This window comes from Paenibacillus sp. Y301, from assembly GCF_059445505.1.
This window is the reverse complement of the sequence record NZ_JCAIUL010000019.1, coordinates 38,102-56,714: the sequence shown is the minus strand read 5'-3', so window position 1 is coordinate 56,714 and position 18,613 is coordinate 38,102. Positions and strand designations below refer to the sequence as shown.

The window sequence follows — 18,613 nt, the reverse complement described above, 5'->3', positions numbered from 1 at the left end:
ACTTTGATTATAACTAACAACTGGAAGTTAAAAGGATTCAATGTAGGAGAAGTCCGCGATTTGGAGATTGCGCACCCGGATTATATTGATCATTTTTGGATAGCGGCTTCAGTACCGGGAGATGTTCATTCCAACTTACTGGCAAAGAATCTGATTGAGGATCCGTTCGTAGGACATAACGATATTAAGTGTCAGTGGATAGAAGAAAAAGTATGGTGGTACCGAACAAACCTCATATGGGACAAGGCTCTAGAGGGTAGCGAGAGATGTGAGCTTACATTTGATGGCTTAGATACTTATGCAACGGTGTTTCTTAATGGTATTGAAATCGGTAGTACAGAGAATATGTTTATTGGGCATACCTTTGATGTCACACGAGAACTTCGAGATGGCAAAAATGTCATTGCTGTTAAATTAGATCCACTGTCCAAGCACATCGCGGAGAAAAAACCGAATCCAGGTTTTTATTCCAGTTATGCCAAGGAGCGTATCTGGGTGCGTAAAGCACAAATGCATTTTGGCTGGGACTGGGGTCCACGTCTTGTAGCTGTGGGAATTTGGCAGCCGGTTCGGTTGGAGAGAAGGAAGATAGCGAAGCTAGATCATATTTTTGCCCGGACTGTGAATCTTCAGAAAGACGTTGCTAATCTTGAGGTGAATGTGAAGATTGAAACGTTTGTAGAGACGGATTACTTACAGGTGATCATCCGTTTGAACGATCGAGATAGCCGCTTGGAGAAATGCCATGCTGTAACCAGTGAACACATCCAAATAAGTTTAGAGGTTGAGAATCCTAAGCTATGGTGGACTCATGATTTGGGCGAACCCCATTTATATCAACTTGAGGTGGAACTGTGGAAGGATAATGAGCTTCTCGATACTTATGTTAAAGATTTCGGAATTCGTACGATTGAAGTACTTCAGAAGGACGAGCAGGGAAATAACCGATTTACTTTTGTATTGAATGGAGTGAGTCTGTTCTCAAAGGGAGCGAACTGGATTCCTGTACATAGCTTCTTCGGTACAACTCCAGATTCACGGTATCGTCACTTGATCAGACTATCTCGGGAATCCAACCTGAATATGTTGCGTGTATGGGCTGGTGGAATTTATGAAAAAGATGTCTTCTATGAGGAATGTGACCGTCAAGGGCTACTCGTATGGCAAGATTTCATGTTTGCCTGTGCGTTATATCCTGATTTCAATAAGAATTTCATGCGTAATGTCAGTGAAGAAATTACAGAAGTCGTGAAACGTCTGCGCAATCATACCTGTATAGCGATTTGGTGCGGAAACAATGAAATCGATTGGTGTTATGAGTTTAAATATGCAGATCATAGTATCGAACAGACTCCTTTTTATGGCGAGAAAATATTCCACGAATTAATGCCAAAGCTTCTGAAGGAGCTGGACCCAACGAGATTGTATTGGCCGAGCTCACCTTATGGAGGTAACGACCACAATGATGACAGCGTGGGGGACCGACATAACTGGCAAGTCTGGCACGGCAATGTTTACCCTCGGAAATTTGGAGAACGTACGGTCACAGATTACAGCGTTGAAGGAGTTAGCTTTAAGCATTTTAAAAGTGATAAGGCTTTGTTCATCAGTGAATTCGGAATGCATGCCTCTGCCAGCCGTCATACGCTACAGCGACATATTCCTGAAGGTAAGTTCTATTGGGGTAGCGATGAAATGGAGTACCGTAACAAAGATTTCCACCGACCGAAGGGGATACTTCTAATGGAGGGTTACACGGGCATTCCAGCAGATATTGAACAATACCTGATGTTCTCCATGCTTACACAGGCAGAGGGACTGAAATATGGAATTGAGCACTATCGCCGCAATATGCCTGTGACAAGCGGTGCGATCTATTGGCAATTGAATGATTGTTGGCCAGGGACGAGTTGGTCCGTCATTGATTACGATCTCATTCCAAAAGCCGCCTATTACTATTCTAAGAAATTCTTTTCTAACGTGTTGCTGACCCTGAACCATGATCGAGGACAAGATTTGAAAATATGGGTGGTAAATGATCTGCTTGAGCCCTATGAGGATGTTATTGAGCTAGCCGTATATGATTTTACAGGGATTGAGGTATTCAGCATTGAAATTCCAGTCAGTCTTTCTGCACAATCGGCAAGTCAAATTGGGCAACTGGAGGAGAAGGAGGCGTTAAACGGGTATTTAGCTGGAGATGTTGTCGTATTGCTCCGGTCACAGCAAGGGAAAGCAAGGGATAACACCTATCATCTAATTGAGCAAAAGGAAGTGCGCCTGCTACCAACTGAGCTTGAAGTTGAGGTGAGTATGGAGAGGAATCAAGTGACAATCCGTGCGGATCGCTTCGCCCGTTGTGTCCGTTTGGAAATAGCTCAAGACATGGTTACATTCAGCGACAATTATTTTGATCTGTTACCGGGAGAGACCATAACGGTGAACATAGGGCATTTAGAAGAATCGCCCTTGTTATGGGAGTCACTACGCATATCAACTTTAAATGAAATTATCCATTTGGAAACGAAATAGCGAATGAAATATGAAAGTGAAGGTGAAGGTGTTAAGCAGTTCAATAATGAACTGCTTAACCTTTTTTTAGCTAAGAGGAATACATTAGTTAAGGAGCCGCTTTCGCGACTCCCGTCTATCAATTAACCGTTTTCTGTTTTAATAACATGTAGTATTGATTCAACGCTTCATCTAGATGTTGGCTAGTTTCGATGATTTCCCGGTCAGCTAGACGTTTAATCATAGATAGTTTATTCAACTCTAACCGGAGTTCTTCAATTCTCTGGATAATTCTATCCAAATTGAACAGCTCCCAAGATCAAATATCTATATAATACGTTCGCCGTGCACTGCGACCGTGGGGCGGATCTCCGCGACCAACCAAAAGATAACGGTAGGTTTCGTCTATTCCGTTCTAGACTCATCAGGCGGATAATTGTGATTAAGGGTCAGCAAGGGAATGACCACAGAGGTTATATAACCCAAGTGGCCATTATTTCAATGAATAAATTGATTACTCGTGATACGTGTTCTCCAACTATAACGGGTACCCTCAGCGTTCATTTCTGAAACGGGTCGGAATCGCTCATTATTTATATTAATTTGTTATATTTTATCATCTAATTCATCACAAACCACCACCATCTCCTAATATTCAACAAAATATACAGAAAACCTCTAAAAATCTTATATGGACTTTAGAAAATGCTATTTTGTTGTATAATCATCGATACAAGCGTGTGGCTTGGATTATTGAAACGATGGAGCAAGTGCAAGTGCTGATGTCAGTAGATATAGTTTAACAAGAACTTTTCTTAATCTAATGAATTGAAGATAGCAATTCAAAGGAGAGATCAACGATGTACAGCTACTTAGAGTTTGAAAATAACATGGTTGATGAATTAGTAGATTTTTTAACATCTGAAACATGGAGCTTTCATGGACAAGAGAATCCTACTGCGGAGTCTATAAGAAAAAATTTAGCCAACGGAAATTATAATGGAAATGAAAATCAGACATTTTGGATCATGGATAATGATACAAAGATTGGTTTGATAAGGATTTTTGATTTAGAAGATCCCGTATGTGTATTCGATTTGCGATTGAAAGAAAACGTTAGAGGCAAAGGAATAGCAAAGCATGTCCTTCATTGGTTAAGTACACATGTATTCAATAATTACTCTCATATTATTAGAATCGAAGGTCATACTAGATTTGATAATCTTGCGATGAGAAGAACGTTCCTTAATAGCGGATTTGTAAAAGAATCTTATAACCGTAGATCTTGGAGACAAAATGGACAATTATTTGATTCTGTTGGGTATGCAATGATAAGGGAAGACTGGGAGAACAATACCAAAACATTAATAGAAGATACCATTCCATACTAACTTAAAAGGAAGCATAGCGTTTATCGGGTACAATTATATAGCAACTTCTCTTACCAATAAGGGCGAGCCAAATAGGGACTCGTTCTTTTTTTGCGGGAATCATGATATGTAAATTCGGTGGTTAACGATGAGAAAAAAGAGTGCGCAAGAACAGAGCGATTGTGGTGAAAAGGATTTCTTATCTTTTGAAAATGGATATATTTACATAATATGGCACGCATGCTATATTAACTATGAAAGCGCGTCCATAACTTGGTAGATTGCATTAATATTTATCTATTCAATATGGAAGGAACGATGGAAATGAAAAAATCGATCAAAAAGGCAAACGCAATGTTGCTTGCACTTTCTCTGGTATCTACTATGATACTTGGAATGTTGGCAACGCCAGTTCATGCAGACACGGCACCTGCACTGTTCACGATTGAAAGCGAGAACGCTCAGCTCACCTCAGATCTTCAAGTGGTGACACAAATTTATGGACAACCTAAGCCCGGATTCTCCGGAAGCGGATTTGTCTGGATGCAGAATTCCGGTACTATAACTTTCACAGTGACAGTCCCAGAAACCGGCATGTATGCGATCTCCACTCGATATATGCAGGAGTTGAGTCCTGACGGCAGACTTCAAAGTTTAGCAGTAAACGGCGTTACTAAGGGTTCGTATATGCTACCGTACACGACTACGTGGTCAAATTTCGATTTTGGCTTTCAAAAACTGAATCAAGGAAGCAACACCATTCAATTGAAGGCGGGTTGGGGATTCGCTTATTTTGACACCTTCACTGTGGATTATGCCGATCTTGATCCCTTGGATGTGCAGCCTGTCCTCACAGATTCTCAAGCCACACCGGAAACCCAGATTTTGATGAATTATTTAACGGAGGTTTACGGCAACCAAATTATCTCCGGCCAGCAGGAGATATATGGAGGCGGAAATGACGGGGATTCTGAGTTGGAGTTTGATTGGATCTACGATTTAACTGGAAAGTACCCAGCCATCCGTGGGTTTGACTTAATGAACTATAATCCGTTGTATGGTTGGGAAGACGGCACAACCGATCGGATGATCGATTGGGTGAATAACCGAGAAGGGATCGCAACTGCTTCCTGGCATATCAATGTGCCCCGAAATTTCACCACATATAAGCTCGGAGATTTTGTGGATTGGAAGGAAGCGACTTACAAGCCAACCGAAACCAATTTTAATACTGCCAATGCTGTGGTTCCTGGTACGAAAGAATATCAATATGTGATGATGACCATTGAGGATCTAGCGGAACAGTTGGTGATTCTGCAAGATAATAATGTACCGGTGATGTTCCGTCCTTATCATGAGGCGGAAGGTAACGGTGGGCTGAATGGCGAAGGCGCATGGTTCTGGTGGGCATCGGCAGGTGCAGATGTGTACAAGCAACTATGGGATCTGCTCTATACCGAACTAACGGAAACCTACGGCTTACACAACTTGATCTGGACCTATAACAGTTACGTGTACAGCACTTCTCCAGCATGGTATCCTGGCAACGATCAGGTGGATATTGTCGGCTATGATAAATACAATACGATCTACAACCGCTATGACGGTCTGTCTGGCGTCCCCAATGAGGATGCCATTACCTCGATCTTCTATCAGCTTGTTGATCTAACCGACGGTACGAAAATGGTTGCCATGACCGAGAACGATACGATACCAAGTGTACAGAATCTGACAGAGGAAAAATCGGGATGGCTCTACTATTGTCCATGGTATGGTGAACATCTTATGAGTTCCGCCTTCAACTATCCGGCCACCCTGACAACACTTTATCAAAGTAATTATGTCATCACATTAGATGAGTTACCCAATTTAAAGGTCAACAATCCAACGCCAAATGCGTCGATCACTCCTACAAACATCGAATTTGACAAGTATGCATCCAATCAAACTGACAAAGTCATATCCTTAAATGTTAACGGTAATACACTAAGCGCTCTTCGAGTAGGAGCCACTGCATTGACCTTGACGCAGGATTATACCTTGAGCGGAAGTACGTTGCTGCTGAAAAAAGAGTTCCTTGCCACGCTTCCAGTGGGCGAGCACTCGATTGTTTTTGATTTCAATCAAGGACAAGACCCCATATTAAAAGTCGAAGTTGTCGATTCAACACCAAGCGCTGCGATCTCGCCCGTGAATGCGACATTTGATAAAGCGGCGAATCTGCAACAGAATATTTTTCTATCCCTTACCTTAAATGGACAGCAGCTTACAAGCATATCGAATGGAAATGTTACTCTTCAATCTGGACAGGATTATACGGCATCAAGCGCTACTGTCGTCTTGAACAAATCCTATCTTTCTACGCTGCCGCTGGGCCAGAATGTGTTAACCTTTCATTTCAGCGGAGGAAATAACGCTGTTCTATCCGTGAATGTAGCGGACAGCAGTGTTGCTGTACCAGCGGGAGACATAACGGTCCAAGCCTTCAATGGCAACACAAGTGCCTCCACTAACGGAATATCACCGAAATTCAAAGTAATCAACAATGGTGATTCGGCAATTCAGTTAAGTGATGTTAAACTTCGTTATTATTATACGATTGACGGGGAAATCCCACAGAGTTTCTGGTCCGACTGGGCAAGTATCGGGAGTGCGAATGTAACCAGTAATTTCGTGAAACTGATGACTCCGGTTACCGGAGCCGATTATGTTCTAGAAATTGGTTTTACGAGTTCAGCTGGAACGCTTAATCCGGGTCAAAGTGCAGAAATTCAAGCCCGATTCTCCAAAACCAACTGGTCCAATTACAACCAGGCTGATGATTACTCATTTAAGTCTTCCAGCAGTCAGTTCGTAAATAATGAACAGGTTACAGGCTATTTGAACGGTCAGCTTGTATGGGGAATTGAGCCGTAACGAAGTGAGGAAGAAGGGACGGATCGGGGTTTTCACCCTGCTCCAACCCTTTTTTTTGTTGTGTTAGGGAACATATAATTTCTTTTGGACACCATTCCCATGGAGCAGTTATGGCACGTGGAGGTAGAAGTCTAATCTTTCTTGTAAAGTTGCTAAGACTTCTGCTGGCACTTCCCTGATTTTAATATCTTCACCTAGGAATAGAAGCCAATTGGTGATTTCGGTTATTTCTTCTGAAAGATGAACATTGATAAAAGTCTTTAGAATGGCTGTGGTTTGGTAAGGATTCGTATAGGCAATCGAAACTCTTATAGGATGGTATTTTTTGAATTGGGCAATCGCTCTTGGACCAAGTTCAAGGATAAGGTTAATGACTTCTTCCTGCTTGCTTAGTTGTTCTACAATCTTTTTCTTACTTACTCTCTTTTTTGTAGGGTAGGGTTTTACATCGGTGAGATTGTCGACAGGAACAATCCTTCTTCTCTGTTCCTCTAAATCAAAGCCTTCGATTAGCCATAAGCTTTTTTCACGATAAAGGTGCAAGAGATAAATAGGATAAGACTTTAATTCCTTTTCTTCTGTGATGGTAACCAATATATAACTGTCCAACAGTAGGATTTGGATGAGGTTTTCTAACATAGGATGGGGCAGGTCGGACAGATCAAGAAGGTCGGGATTATGAGGGTTGGTTCCTTCAAAAAGCAATATTTGATTTAAAAGAACAAGGTCATCTTGTTGATTTTCTGAGATGAGGCCAAGTAATTTTTCAGATAATGACTGTCGACTCTTTAGATAAGGGAGTTGTTGATTTCTTGTCGCCATAAAGGCAATAAATAGAGCTTTAATCTCATTGTCGGTAAAGCGGACAGTGGGCAGAACAGAGTTGTTCATGACAAAATAACCCCCATCCCTCCCAACTTCAGCGACAAGCGGCATCCCCATAGCTTCAATTTCTCTGACATCTCTAATAGCTGTCGAGCGAGAGATATTAAATTCTTGCATGATTTCAGAAATGGTAAAGTGAGCGCGGTTGTTAATATACCGCATGATGATGTTAATCCGTTCAACTTTTTTCATAGGATCCCCTAAACAGTATCATTTTTTGACATGATTTAAGGATATTATAAACCTATCAAGTGAAAAGACAAATCGTTTGATAAATTTTAAAAAAAGGTAGGTTTTGAACATGACCAATTATACGGTTGAAGAAAAAGACAGCTTTATTGTTCTAGGTATTGGAACGGAGCTTAAGAGCGATTACACAGACTATGCGGGCATCAATAAGGAGAAAGCAGACTTTTGGTGCGCCGTCGAACAAGATGGAAGGCTTGACACTTTAAAGGCCATAGCTACAAATGACTACATATTTGCCGTGAACGAAGCGGTAAATAACAAGATGATGCATTATGCTGGTGTCATGACAGAGGCATCGGTATCTGAAGAATCGAGAGTTATCCAATTTCCTAAAGGAGACTATCTTGTTGTTAAAGGCGAAGGGGAAACGTCTGCTGAGTTGACTAACAAGCTCGCTGGCATAGCCTTTGGTCAAGCCTTGCCGGAAGCAACGAATTTTGCCTATGTCGGGGGACCCAATACAACGGTTGAGATGGGACAGCGAGATGGTTTGATTTTTGGTGAGATGTGGATTCCTGTTGTAAGGAAATAAGAGGGATAAACATGTCTTATAAGCATGAATTTTAAAGGATAATATTAAGGTGTGCACTGAGAGTTATAGGGATCAAGGGATTAACCGATGAATTCAAGTTTTAAAACTACTGGTTTGAAGTTGAATCAGTGGTTTTTTTTATTATTGATGAAAGATTCTGTTTTTTACCTTATGGGTCCAGAGTTTTCGGTTCTAATCCCTTCATTTGGGTAATAACTCATAAATAATCATATTTATATAACGAAGTCAACATGATGTTGCCGCAACAGTACTCAATGGACCAACTAAAACATCTATAGAAAGGCGTGATTAATTGTGTATCTAAAGTATTCTGCTGTCATGAAAATCTCGATTTTTGTTATGGTTCTAACTCTATCAGCATGCTCTGGATCAACTGACCCTGCAGCCAATCCTGAGCCTTCAACACCGGATAATGAAGTGGTCACGGCTCCTGTATCTGAGAACGAGAAGACTCCCGATATGAAGCGTCCCAAGACTGAAACTTTTGATTTGATGACGGGTGAGGGGAACCAATCATATACGGCCACATTGCATCAAGGAGAAGGATTTTCCTTATACGTATTCGATAAATTTGATTTCGACGCGGCCAAAGGACGCCTGTTTCTTACCAGCAACCAAGAATACAATGTCGATATCGAATCGCTTCCTGCAAATTATGATTTAGCGAAGCTTGAGACTACAGGAAAAGAAGAGTTGAAAGAGTTCGGGGAAGTATCCGATTATAGTGGTGAGCTTGTCGAACATCCCCTAGGTTCCGCCGAGATCTATCTTCAAGTCTCGAGTGGTGAAGGGATTCACGATTATATCGTGTGGAAGTCAGAAGCAGGGGAGGCTTTCCTGTTCCATCTTCACAATCCAAAAGGTGAGGAAGCTTCGGATTTTGCCGCTCCGGTGTTCGTTTCATTATCAACGGTTCAAAGTGATTCATAATGGGATAATTTATTTATAATTATTTTTACTCTCGAGTCTTATCAGTAGAAGCTGTTAAACTGTATCTATATTTTCATTCTTGATGTCTCAAACCAATTGGGTTAAAGATTAAGTGCATCCCGCATCCCGTATGGAACAAAAGGAGAGATGCTATGATTTATAACGAAGTTGTTAAAATTGGTGATGCACATTTACTTCCATTAATATCGGAGTTGTACGAGTTAGAAGGCTATGAAATAAAGTTAATCCCTGCACATGAAGGTGGGAGGAATGTCGCTTATAACTGTAAGAAGGAGAACGCTGGGGCAAAAATAATTAGAATTGCCTTCTTAGATGACCGAAATCGGGCAGATTTTCTGGGTGAAGTTGAATATATTAGGTATTTATACGAGCATGGCAGCAGTGTCTCGAATGTAGTTACCTCTAAGAATGGGAATCTGTTGGAAGAGATACAACATAATAATCATACCTTTTTTGTCTGCCTGTTTGAAAAGGCCGGGGGAAAAATGCTCGTGGAAAATCATTATCAGTATCGGGAAGGAGTTCCTATTACTGAGTACTATTATAACTGTGGTAAAGTCTTGGGAAAAATGCACCAATTATCGAAAGAATATACTCCTGTCCATTGTCGGTATAGTTTTGGTGATAAATACAATGCAGAATATATCGATAAACTGATACCCGACTCGTTATCTCTACTGAAGAAGAAGCTGGTAGAACACATCAATACTTTAGAAGAGCTGGAGAAGAATCGCGAGTCTTATGGTATGGTTCATTTTGATTACAGCGATGGGAATTATATGATAGATTTTGATACAGGGAACATCACTGTTTTTGACTTCGATAATTCATGTTTCTGTTGGTATATGTATGACCTAGCCAATCTATGGACACATGGCGTGGGCTGGATACAATTTGAACAAGACGCCGAGAAACGTAGAGAGTTTATGGAGGATTATTTTAATACAGTACTCGAGGGATACAAATCCGAGACCGAGATTGATGATTCGATGTTGGATAAGTTGTCATTATTCATTCAAACAACCCTCGTTGAAAATATAGTAGATACATTCGAAGTGCTGCGGAACAATGGAGAAGATCCAGCGTGTGATGAAGAGTTGTCCTATCGAATAAAATGTCTGGAAGACGATATCCCTTATGTGGGATTTTTTCATGACATTTACTCGTGTGAAGAACCCTTTGAGTATGAGGTGCGGAATATTTAGTCTTTAGATCGGAAAAATTTCAATAGTCCAAGGGTTCCATGACTCTTCATTAGCATAGAACCCTTGGTACTGATGATTGAACTATATTAATCCCGTCAAAAGATTCGTAATCCAGAGTTTTCAATAATATCATCGATCTCACTCACTTGCGCCTGCGTAAGCGGCCCGAACGTCATTGCTGTCGCGGATTCAATCACTTGTTTAACGGTTTTCAACCCTGGAATCGGGATGGTTCTGTCACTTTTCGCCCAAATCCAGACTAAAGCTCCTTGCACCAGGCTTCGGTGCTCCGAAGTAAGGATCTCCTTCACCGCATCGAGGGCGTCCAGCAATTCCTTTCTCGGCTTGCCGTTCCTAAAATAGTGAACCCACTCATGCTTGCTTCCCCTAACGTCGTCAGCCGATAGGCGGGAATCTTGATTGAATTTGCCGCTCAGCAGACCCATAGCCAACGGAGCGTTATTAATACTGCTTAACTGATACCGTTCGCACAGTGCGACCATTTCTGAATCCCCAAGCAAAACGTTGAAAGGGTGTTGGATGGAAACGCCAGAAGAGTTCTCAGCGAAAACTTTTGCTCGTTCAATATCCGATGTGCTGAAACCATACGAACGAATCCATCCCTCTTCTTGAAGTTTTTCTAAGGTCTCTACTGTGGTATTGATCTCCTCGAACGAAATGCCGCCGGCATGAATTTGATACAAATCAATATAATCGGTTCCAAGCCGCCGGAGAGAAGCCTCGCAAGCTGAACGAATATAGTCTGAAGATACATCGACCCTCGAAAATACATTGCGTGTTGCAGCATCAAAAGTAAATGCGAATTTGGTAGCGATTACTGCCTCGTGCCGCCGCCCCTTTAAAGCTTTACCGATCACCTCTTCGCTTCGCCCGGTTCCATATACGTCGGCAGTGTCGAAAAAGTTGACACCGTGTTCCAAAGCAGCCTTGATCGCAAGGATCGACTCGGCATCGTCCACTTTTCCCCAGCCATCGGGCAGTCCGTCCAACAAGAATGGCCCTCCAATCGCCCAACAGCCGAATCCGACCGGACTGATTTCAATTTCTGAGTTTTCGTTTATTTTTCTCGTTTTCATTTTTACTTCCCCTTTCTTTTGCTTGAATTCAGTATAATAAAGGTAATTGGTAATAATAAGAGCCATTAATTATAAATTTCAAGGAACCAATTTGGCAGGAGGGAGGAAAGATATGCTCGGGATTTACCTTGAACCCGTGTCGCCCATGTCCAAGACAATGCAACTGTGCAACCAAATCCGTCATAAAATCGAAAGAGGAGAGCTGAAGGAAGGCATGCGACTTCCTCCGACTCGAAAGTTGGCGCAAGAATTGGGCATTGCCCGAAACGTAGCGATTGACGCTTACGAACAACTGACCGCCGAGGGTTACTTAATCGGTCAAGCCGGCTCCGGTACTTATGTAGCGAAAGGTATTGTCGCTACTACCTCCTCTGAAGAACTTTCAGCGATGGAGAGTCACGCTCTGAGCCTAGCGACTCGATCCGAGTGTGGGAAGATCATCGATTTCGATACGGGTGCGCCGGATATGAGGATCTTCCCTCGAGCTTTGTGGGCCAAATATTTGAAGTCAGCGGCAGAAGATTCCACGAGCGCAACTTTCGATTATGGGGACATCCGAGGTGAAGAGGAGCTCAGAAAAGAAATAAGGGACTACTTGTATAGAACGAGAGGGATGCAGTGCCTTTCAGATCAGATTATGATCGTCTCCGGATCCTCAGAAGGCATTTCATTGATCGCCAGCTTCATGAGGAGGAGCTATCATTCCATATACTTAGAAGATCCCACGATCGATTTTACTCGTCACATCTTTAATCAGTTTCGATATCGGATTAAGCCAGTGAATGTTGACGAGTCCGGTATGAAATTGCATGAACTTGATATGATTATGAACGGGCATTTACTTCTTCTAACACCATCCCACCAATTCCCAACCGGCAGCATATTATCGATTCAAAGAAGACAATATGCGGTAAGTATGGTGGAGCGAGCCGACTCCTATATCATCGAAGATGATTACGATGGAGACTTCCGTCTGAAGGGTGTCCCCATACCGCCGCTGTATTCGCTGCTTCCAAATAGAGTTTTTTATGTGGGAACGTTCAGCAAGACGCTTGCCCCCGGTCTTCGTCTAGGTTTCTTGGTATTACCTCGACACCAAGTACAACCATTCGTGGAATATAGAGAGGAGCTGAATCACCGTACCCCTACCGTTCCGCAGATTGCGCTTGCTCGGTTCATGCGGGATGGTCGATTAGACCTTCACATTCATAAGATGAAAAAGATTTACCGGAATCGACGTAGCTTGTTAATCAATACATTGATGCGACATTTCGGGGAGCATGTCGTGGTGAAAGGTGACGAGGCTGGGATGTATCTACGTGTGGAGTTTCCGGAGATAATGAATCATGTGGATTGGCATCATAGCGTTTCGTACGGGGTGAAAGTACATACTGTAGAAGATTATTGCTTGGTTAAAGGCCATTGTCGCCATCAAATTGTATTAGGATACGGCAACGTCAGCGAAGATAATATCGAGTTGGGTATTGAGAGATTACATCAATTTTTATTGTCTGAATTACGTTCATGATGGGCATTATTTATTGTCTTAGCCTCGTTTTTTTATAACACAAAGGAGGGCTTTTCTATGAAATATGGACCTGATCCTAATGCAATCTACCCAAATGAAGCGATTAAAAGCATATGCTATATTAAAAACGTAGTAACGCGCTCAAATATTACTGTCGGTGAATACACCTATTATGACGATATAAACGGTGCTGAAAACTTTGAAGAGCGTGTCACACATCACTATGAATTTATTGGAGATAAGCTGATTATCGGAAAATTCTGCGCAATAGCAAAGGGTATTGAATTTGTGATGAATGGTGCAAACCATAGAATGAGCAGTGTCACTACCTATCCTTTTAATATTATGGGCAATGGATGGGAGAAATCGACTCCAACGCTGACAGACTTGCCTCTTAAAGGTGACACTGTCATTGGAAACGATGTGTGGATTGGTCAAAATGTCACCGTAATGCCCGGTGTGCATATTGGTGATGGAGCTATCATTGCAGCCAATTCTGTCGTTGTAAAAGATGTGCCCTCGTACCATATTGTAGGCGGAAATCCCTGCAAAGTTATTAAGAAAAGATTTGATGATGAACTTATCGATTATCTCCTTACTATTAAATGGTGGGATTGGCCTGCTCGTCAAATTTTTGATAACCTCGAAACTTTATGTAGTGGAGATCTGACAAAAATTAAGGAATTATATTAGCTTATTATGAACAAAATAGGAAGTCGAGAATAGAGTTTTTGGCTTCCTATTTTGCTGTTTTCTTTTCTGTTCATACTCATTAAAGATTATCCTCCTCACCATCAAAGTCACTTATCGAGAGTAATACGTCGAAGCTATTATATGGATGCGTCTGAGCAAAACATAATTGAGAGCAAGTTCAGTGTGACCAAGCGAAGGTTCGGGCTCGGTCGTATTCGTGGCACATTCTGCATCCTTCTGCCTCTTCATGAGGTAGAGGGTTATTTTCATTTATTTGGGCCGCAGTGGTGATAGACAATAATTGCCAAATCATATATAGTTGATTACATGAGTAACCAACCGTTCAACGTCAATTGTTTTAGAGAAAAGAGGTACTAGATGAAACCGACATTGGATGAATCCCAACCAATCTTTCAGCAGATTGCCCAAATGATGATGGACGAAATCGTGGGGGGTGAATTGAACGAAGAGGATCAAATTCCTTCCGAAAATGAATTGTCACGCTTTTATAACATCAATCGGGCGACAGTACGCAAGGGTCTCGAGGCTTTGGTGGATGCAGAAATTATTTATAAACAAAGAGGAATAGGCATTTTTGTAAAGAGTGGAGCGAAGCTTCAATTATTGAAGGAACGTCAGCTTCATTATCGAGAACAGTTCATCCTTCCCTTGTTGGAAGAAGCGAAGAGAATCGGATTAAGCAAGGAATCGGTCGTTCAGTTAATACAGGAGGAGGAGTATTGATGCTATACGTAAACGAAGTCGCATATTCGTACGATAACGTACCCGTTCTCGAAAAAGTATCGTTCGAGGAGAAGGAGCCGGTGATCGTAGGGTTGTGGGGTCGCAATGGTGCTGGTAAAACTACGCTGATGAGACTACTGGCCGGTCATCAACGACCTCACGGCGGAACGGTTCAAGTTATGGGCTCGGCACCTTACGGTAACCCGGCGGTAGTTCGGCATGTTTGCTACATGCAGGAGGATCATCCGTTCAGCTCGATATGGACGGTACAGGATGCACTACGTTTCGGTCGATATTTCAATCCCAACTGGGATCAAGCTACGGCAGACCGTCTGGTCGAAACTTTCAGATTGGACCGCAAGAAGAGAGTCTCCAAACTGTCCAAAGGGATGAAATCTGCGCTACAGTTTATTATCGGGTTATCTAGCCATGCTGACGTAACGATACTTGATGAGCCGACGAACGGTCTGGATGCCGGGATGCGGAGAAAACTGTATGAGGCATTAAGAGAAAGCCATGAGGATTCTCCTCGTCTAATTCTGATTTCGAGTCATCATATTGAAGAAGTCCAAGCAATCTGCGAATCGTTGATCGTTATGCACAAGGGCAAGTTGCTACATCATCAACCGATCGACGAGTTCCGCGAGCAAGGTATATGGTTGGTTGGCGAACGGAGCGCGGTGACAAACGTTCTTGACGGTCATAAAGTGCTGGAGCAAAGCACGATGGGATCGAAAATCAGGGTGATGCTCGACGCTCCATACTCGAAGCAATGGAAGGAGCAAGCGCAAGCTCATGGGCTTACCATTGAGAAAGCGGACTTGCAAAATTATTTGCTAAATATAACGGAAGATGTGGGGGTATACGTATGAACGCAAGGAGCGCGGTATTTCGGTTGATGTATGAGGATGCGGGCTGGTATTTTGCTAAACTCTTGTTGCTGTTCATTACTGTTCCGTTAACGATCGTATGGATCATCGTCGGCTTGGTTTTTGATCTCGACAGGGAAACACTTGCTTCGATATCCGGGCCGACTTATTTCTTTATCCCTTTTTTCTGCCTCTTCGGATTCAAATCCCTCTTTGCGATCTCGATCGGGATGGGTAGTACGCGGAAACAATTCCTTAAAGCTTTCTACGGCATTGGTTTGATAGGCGTTATTTTTAGCATATTATGTCTGAACTTATGCCAATACGTGCTATTGACGGTCTATCAATGGAATTCGGTAGATGCAGGGATTATGCATGCTGCGAGATTGTTTTTTGGGGAGTACCATTTCTTCACCTATTTGTGGATAGATCTGATGGTGGGCATGGTTGGCTTCGGTCTTTCTTTCTTCGGCTATGCCATCGTGTATCGGGTAGGATTTACACGGAGCGTTATCATGCTCATGATTGTAATGATCGCAGGCATATTTCTTTATTATGGAGGCACTATTACGGCCTTGTTCGACTGGATATCGAATTTCAAGATGAGTGCGATGGTGATCGCTTCGTGCGTAGGGGCAGTGAGTCTGGCTGCATTATTTGCCACGTATCCGATGCTGCGCCATGCGCCATTACACCCGACGCCGAGAAAAGGGTAACGAATAAATGGAAGGAGTTTAAACGTCCATTGTCGGGACTTTTCTAGAAAAGGAAATCGATATTTATGATAATATAGAGAAGAGATTGTGGAGAATGTAACATAAAGCAACAGGCAGTTCATTTGAAGGAAAAACGGCTCCGTTTATGCTAGAATTATAAATGGATACTAATTAAAAGATATTTTAAAAAGTGAGGATATACGATGATAGCAAAAACAGAAGAAGATTTTAATGGTTTGAAAGAAATCGGCAAAATTGTTGCCTCTATTAGAGACGAATTGGTACAGAGAGCAATTCCAGGTATAACAACCAAAGAACTTGATGATATAGCCGGAGAGCTTTTAGAGAAAGCAGGTGCAGTTTCAGCACCCAAAGGTGAATATGATTTCCCTGGCTATACTTGCATTAGTGTTAATGAAGAAGTAGCACATGGTATTCCGGGTCAACGGGTTATTCATGAAGGGGATTTAGTAAATATAGATGTTTCTGGTTCCAAAAACGGATATTTCGCAGATACAGGAATCTCGGTTGTAGTAGGCGAAGGAGAAGAAGTATTAACGAAGATATGCGACGTTGCTAAAATGGCATTTGAAGCAGGTCTTAAGAAAGCCAAACCTGGTTCTAAAAAAAGTGGATTGGGAAAAGTAGTCTTCCAAACTGCAAGACAGAATGGATTAACGGTAATTAAGAACCTTACAGGACATGGTATTGGACGTTCAATCCATGAAGCGCCTGATCACATTTATAATTATAATGATACTTCTGATGATGAATTGTTAAAGGAGGGAATGGTTATCGCATTCGAACCATTTATCTCTACACTTGAAGAGGAAGTATTCCAAAAAGAAGATAACTGGACCTATGCAACAGAAAAAAGTTATGTAGCTCAATACGAACATACGATTATTCTTACGAAGAATGGACCGATTATTACTACCTTGTAAGAACTAATAGTAAGAGCGCACCTAAGATATAAGAAGCCCAATACCTATTCATACAGGTATTGGGCTTTAATTATATTGGAATTTGCTTAGCGTGCACAATTTCCAAATCGCTGGCTGTACCTTTTCTAGTTTTCTAATGGAATTAGTATATTTATCTAGTATTTGCAACATTTCCTGATTCCCTAACGTTTATAGAGGGTAACTAATGATTATACCTCTATATGGAAGTAACTCCACGAGAAAGGGATGTTGTAAATTGAAAATGAATAAAGGGAAAAGAAATTTACTTACGGCTACACTTGTTGCAACTCTGTTGGCGGCGCCTATGGCGATGTCATTACCAGCTGAGCATGTAGCTGCAGCAACTACTATTTCAAAGCTTAAGACGATAACAACACCGTTTAGCATAGAAGGAACTCGCACGAATATTAATACGATCAATAAGAATAACACAACCTACATTGCGTTACGCCATCTTAATGACAGTTTAGGTATTAGTACGAATTATGTGAAGGCAACCCAAATGGTTAACATTGAGGGTAGAAACCGGTTACTACAGATTAACCTAAAGAATACAGCAACCACACTTAACGGGCAGCAGCTTGTCTATGGAGCGGAACCAATTCTTCAAGACAATACTACTTACCTGCCGCTTCGCTTCGTTTTAGAGCGGATGGGTTATGCTGTTTCCTATGAGCAAGCCACCAAAATGATTGGAATTCATGCAATTCAAGAGAATAAGCTGAAGATTAACTCAGAAGTAGTCGGCGCAGATGGAGATGGCAAGTCATTGCTTGTGTATTATCCGGTTATCTCGGGTTATGAGAATACTGCCGTTCAGCAGAAAATAAATACATTTTTGAAGAACGAAGCGGATAGGAATATCGCAGCTGGCTCGAAGCAAATGGATCAGGTTGTAGCCGGTAACAATCAAATCTTAGCCGATAATCCAAAAGCTACGATTCGACAACCGAGCTTCGAGGGTCATTATACGGTAACTTATAATGAACAGGGTCGATTGAGTCTATACGTCGATTACCATATCTATTCTGGGGGAGCTCATGGGGATACTGCCCGTATTCCTTATACGTTCGACCTAGCAACTGGTGATGTAATCTCATTGAAAGAGGTCGCAAATAACAATGAGAAGTATGTATCGATTATTAACAATAAGATTAAATCTCAGGTTAAAAGTCGCAATTTGCCATTGAATCCTCCTTTCCAGACGATAGAGGCGGATCGTGATTATTTCCTTAATCGCAATGGAGTTGTCATCTACTTTACACAAAATGAGTACACTTCCTATGCGGAAGGAATGCCGGAGTTTGTTATTCCATATACAGACTTCCAATAAGAGAATACGTATGAGTTTTGACTTGACA

Annotated in this window: 16 protein-coding genes; 13 read left to right on the top strand and 3 right to left on the bottom strand. The window is 41.9% G+C overall.

Annotated features, from left to right (window positions below; genetic code table 11):
• Nucleotides 1-3 precede the first annotated feature (3 nt).
• Nucleotides 4-2,532, top strand: a complete 2,529-nt coding sequence (locus AC1D69_RS22590; protein WP_495458386.1) for a beta-mannosidase — start codon at nt 4-6, stop codon at nt 2,530-2,532.
• 118 nt (nt 2,533-2,650) lie between these two features.
• Here AC1D69_RS22590 and AC1D69_RS22585 read toward each other — a convergent pair whose 3' ends face one another.
• Nucleotides 2,651-2,812, bottom strand: coding sequence for an aspartyl-phosphate phosphatase Spo0E family protein (locus tag AC1D69_RS22585; protein WP_495458385.1), 162 nt, complete (start codon nt 2,810-2,812; stop codon nt 2,651-2,653).
• Between the two features lie 559 nt (nt 2,813-3,371).
• On the opposite strand from AC1D69_RS22585, the gene AC1D69_RS22580 reads away from it, so the two are divergent.
• Nucleotides 3,372-3,902, top strand: coding sequence for a GNAT family N-acetyltransferase (locus tag AC1D69_RS22580; RefSeq protein ID WP_495458384.1), 531 nt, complete (start codon nt 3,372-3,374; stop codon nt 3,900-3,902).
• A gap of 303 nt (nt 3,903-4,205) precedes the next feature.
• A complete protein-coding gene (locus AC1D69_RS22575) occupies nt 4,206-6,797 on the top strand; it encodes a glycosyl hydrolase (protein WP_495458383.1) in 2,592 nt (863 codons plus the stop codon).
• Between the two features lie 108 nt (nt 6,798-6,905).
• Here the strand turns inward: AC1D69_RS22575 and AC1D69_RS22570 are convergent, their stop codons facing one another.
• Nucleotides 6,906-7,874, bottom strand: coding sequence for a helix-turn-helix transcriptional regulator (locus AC1D69_RS22570; RefSeq protein WP_495458382.1), 969 nt, complete (start codon nt 7,872-7,874; stop codon nt 6,906-6,908).
• A 109-nt stretch (nt 7,875-7,983) separates the two neighbouring features.
• On the opposite strand from AC1D69_RS22570, the gene AC1D69_RS22565 reads away from it, so the two are divergent.
• The 3 genes from AC1D69_RS22565 (at nt 7,984) to AC1D69_RS22555 (ending at nt 10,640) form a co-directional block, all read left to right on the top strand.
• Nucleotides 7,984-8,463 carry a GyrI-like domain-containing protein gene (locus AC1D69_RS22565; RefSeq protein WP_495458381.1) on the top strand — a complete coding sequence of 160 codons (480 nt, stop codon included), beginning with the start codon at nt 7,984-7,986 and terminating at the stop codon, nt 8,461-8,463.
• A gap of 339 nt (nt 8,464-8,802) precedes the next feature.
• The gene (locus AC1D69_RS22560; RefSeq protein ID WP_495458380.1) at nt 8,803-9,414 is read left to right on the top strand and encodes a DUF8580 domain-containing lipoprotein; all 612 of its coding nucleotides are present in this window, start codon (nt 8,803-8,805) and stop codon (nt 9,412-9,414) included.
• A 152-nt stretch (nt 9,415-9,566) separates the two neighbouring features.
• Nucleotides 9,567-10,640, top strand: a complete 1,074-nt coding sequence (locus AC1D69_RS22555; protein WP_495458379.1) for a phosphotransferase enzyme family protein — start codon at nt 9,567-9,569, stop codon at nt 10,638-10,640.
• Between the two features lie 95 nt (nt 10,641-10,735).
• Here the strand turns inward: AC1D69_RS22555 and AC1D69_RS22550 are convergent, their stop codons facing one another.
• Nucleotides 10,736-11,737, bottom strand: a complete 1,002-nt coding sequence (locus AC1D69_RS22550) for an aldo/keto reductase (RefSeq protein ID WP_495458378.1) — start codon at nt 11,735-11,737, stop codon at nt 10,736-10,738.
• 112 nt (nt 11,738-11,849) lie between these two features.
• On the opposite strand from AC1D69_RS22550, the gene pdxR reads away from it, so the two are divergent.
• The 7 genes from pdxR to AC1D69_RS22515 all read left to right on the top strand — a co-directional run bounded on the left by pdxR (nt 11,850) and on the right by AC1D69_RS22515 (nt 18,585).
• On the top strand, nt 11,850-13,265 hold the full coding sequence (gene pdxR, locus AC1D69_RS22545) for a MocR-like pyridoxine biosynthesis transcription factor PdxR (RefSeq protein ID WP_495458377.1): 1,416 nt from the start codon (nt 11,850-11,852) through the stop codon (nt 13,263-13,265).
• A gap of 57 nt (nt 13,266-13,322) precedes the next feature.
• A complete protein-coding gene (locus tag AC1D69_RS22540) occupies nt 13,323-13,958 on the top strand; it encodes a Vat family streptogramin A O-acetyltransferase (RefSeq protein ID WP_495458376.1) in 636 nt (211 codons plus the stop codon).
• A 378-nt stretch (nt 13,959-14,336) separates the two neighbouring features.
• Nucleotides 14,337-14,702: a GntR family transcriptional regulator gene (locus AC1D69_RS22535; protein WP_495458375.1), complete on the top strand. Its 366-nt coding sequence runs from the start codon at nt 14,337-14,339 to the stop codon at nt 14,700-14,702.
• A complete protein-coding gene (locus tag AC1D69_RS22530) occupies nt 14,702-15,574 on the top strand; it encodes an ABC transporter ATP-binding protein (RefSeq protein WP_495458374.1) in 873 nt (290 codons plus the stop codon). Before AC1D69_RS22535 ends, AC1D69_RS22530 begins: the two co-directional genes overlap by 1 nt.
• The gene (locus AC1D69_RS22525) at nt 15,571-16,287 is read left to right on the top strand and encodes a hypothetical protein (RefSeq protein WP_495458373.1); all 717 of its coding nucleotides are present in this window, start codon (nt 15,571-15,573) and stop codon (nt 16,285-16,287) included. Before AC1D69_RS22530 ends, AC1D69_RS22525 begins: the two co-directional genes overlap by 4 nt.
• Nucleotides 16,288-16,490: 203 nt before the next feature.
• Nucleotides 16,491-17,231 carry a type I methionyl aminopeptidase gene (gene map / locus AC1D69_RS22520; RefSeq protein WP_495458372.1) on the top strand — a complete coding sequence of 247 codons (741 nt, stop codon included), beginning with the start codon at nt 16,491-16,493 and terminating at the stop codon, nt 17,229-17,231.
• 262 nt (nt 17,232-17,493) lie between these two features.
• Entirely contained in the window at nt 17,494-18,585 is a 1,092-nt protein-coding gene (locus AC1D69_RS22515) for a stalk domain-containing protein (RefSeq protein WP_495458395.1), read from the top strand.
• The last annotated feature ends 28 nt before the right edge of the window (nt 18,586-18,613 follow it).

What these genes read in the sequence shown, in the direction of transcription:
- AC1D69_RS22580 (WP_495458384.1), top strand. Translation starts at nt 3,372, where the DNA reads ATGTACAGCTACTTAGAGTTTGAAAATAACATGGTTGATGAATTAGTA.
- AC1D69_RS22575 (WP_495458383.1), top strand. Translation starts at nt 4,206, where the DNA reads ATGAAAAAATCGATCAAAAAGGCAAACGCAATGTTGCTTGCACTTTCT.
- AC1D69_RS22570 (WP_495458382.1), bottom strand. Translation starts at nt 7,874, where the DNA reads ATGAAAAAAGTTGAACGGATTAACATCATCATGCGGTATATTAACAAC.
- AC1D69_RS22565 (WP_495458381.1), top strand. Translation starts at nt 7,984, where the DNA reads ATGACCAATTATACGGTTGAAGAAAAAGACAGCTTTATTGTTCTAGGT.
- AC1D69_RS22560 (WP_495458380.1), top strand. Translation starts at nt 8,803, where the DNA reads ATGAAAATCTCGATTTTTGTTATGGTTCTAACTCTATCAGCATGCTCT.
- AC1D69_RS22555 (WP_495458379.1), top strand. Translation starts at nt 9,567, where the DNA reads ATGATTTATAACGAAGTTGTTAAAATTGGTGATGCACATTTACTTCCA.
- AC1D69_RS22550 (WP_495458378.1), bottom strand. Translation starts at nt 11,737, where the DNA reads ATGAAAACGAGAAAAATAAACGAAAACTCAGAAATTGAAATCAGTCCG.
- pdxR (WP_495458377.1), top strand. Translation starts at nt 11,850, where the DNA reads ATGCTCGGGATTTACCTTGAACCCGTGTCGCCCATGTCCAAGACAATG.
- AC1D69_RS22540 (WP_495458376.1), top strand. Translation starts at nt 13,323, where the DNA reads ATGAAATATGGACCTGATCCTAATGCAATCTACCCAAATGAAGCGATT.
- AC1D69_RS22535 (WP_495458375.1), top strand. Translation starts at nt 14,337, where the DNA reads ATGAAACCGACATTGGATGAATCCCAACCAATCTTTCAGCAGATTGCC.
- AC1D69_RS22530 (WP_495458374.1), top strand. Translation starts at nt 14,702, where the DNA reads ATGCTATACGTAAACGAAGTCGCATATTCGTACGATAACGTACCCGTT.
- AC1D69_RS22525 (WP_495458373.1), top strand. Translation starts at nt 15,571, where the DNA reads ATGAACGCAAGGAGCGCGGTATTTCGGTTGATGTATGAGGATGCGGGC.
- map (WP_495458372.1), top strand. Translation starts at nt 16,491, where the DNA reads ATGATAGCAAAAACAGAAGAAGATTTTAATGGTTTGAAAGAAATCGGC.
- AC1D69_RS22515 (WP_495458395.1), top strand. Translation starts at nt 17,494, where the DNA reads ATGAATAAAGGGAAAAGAAATTTACTTACGGCTACACTTGTTGCAACT.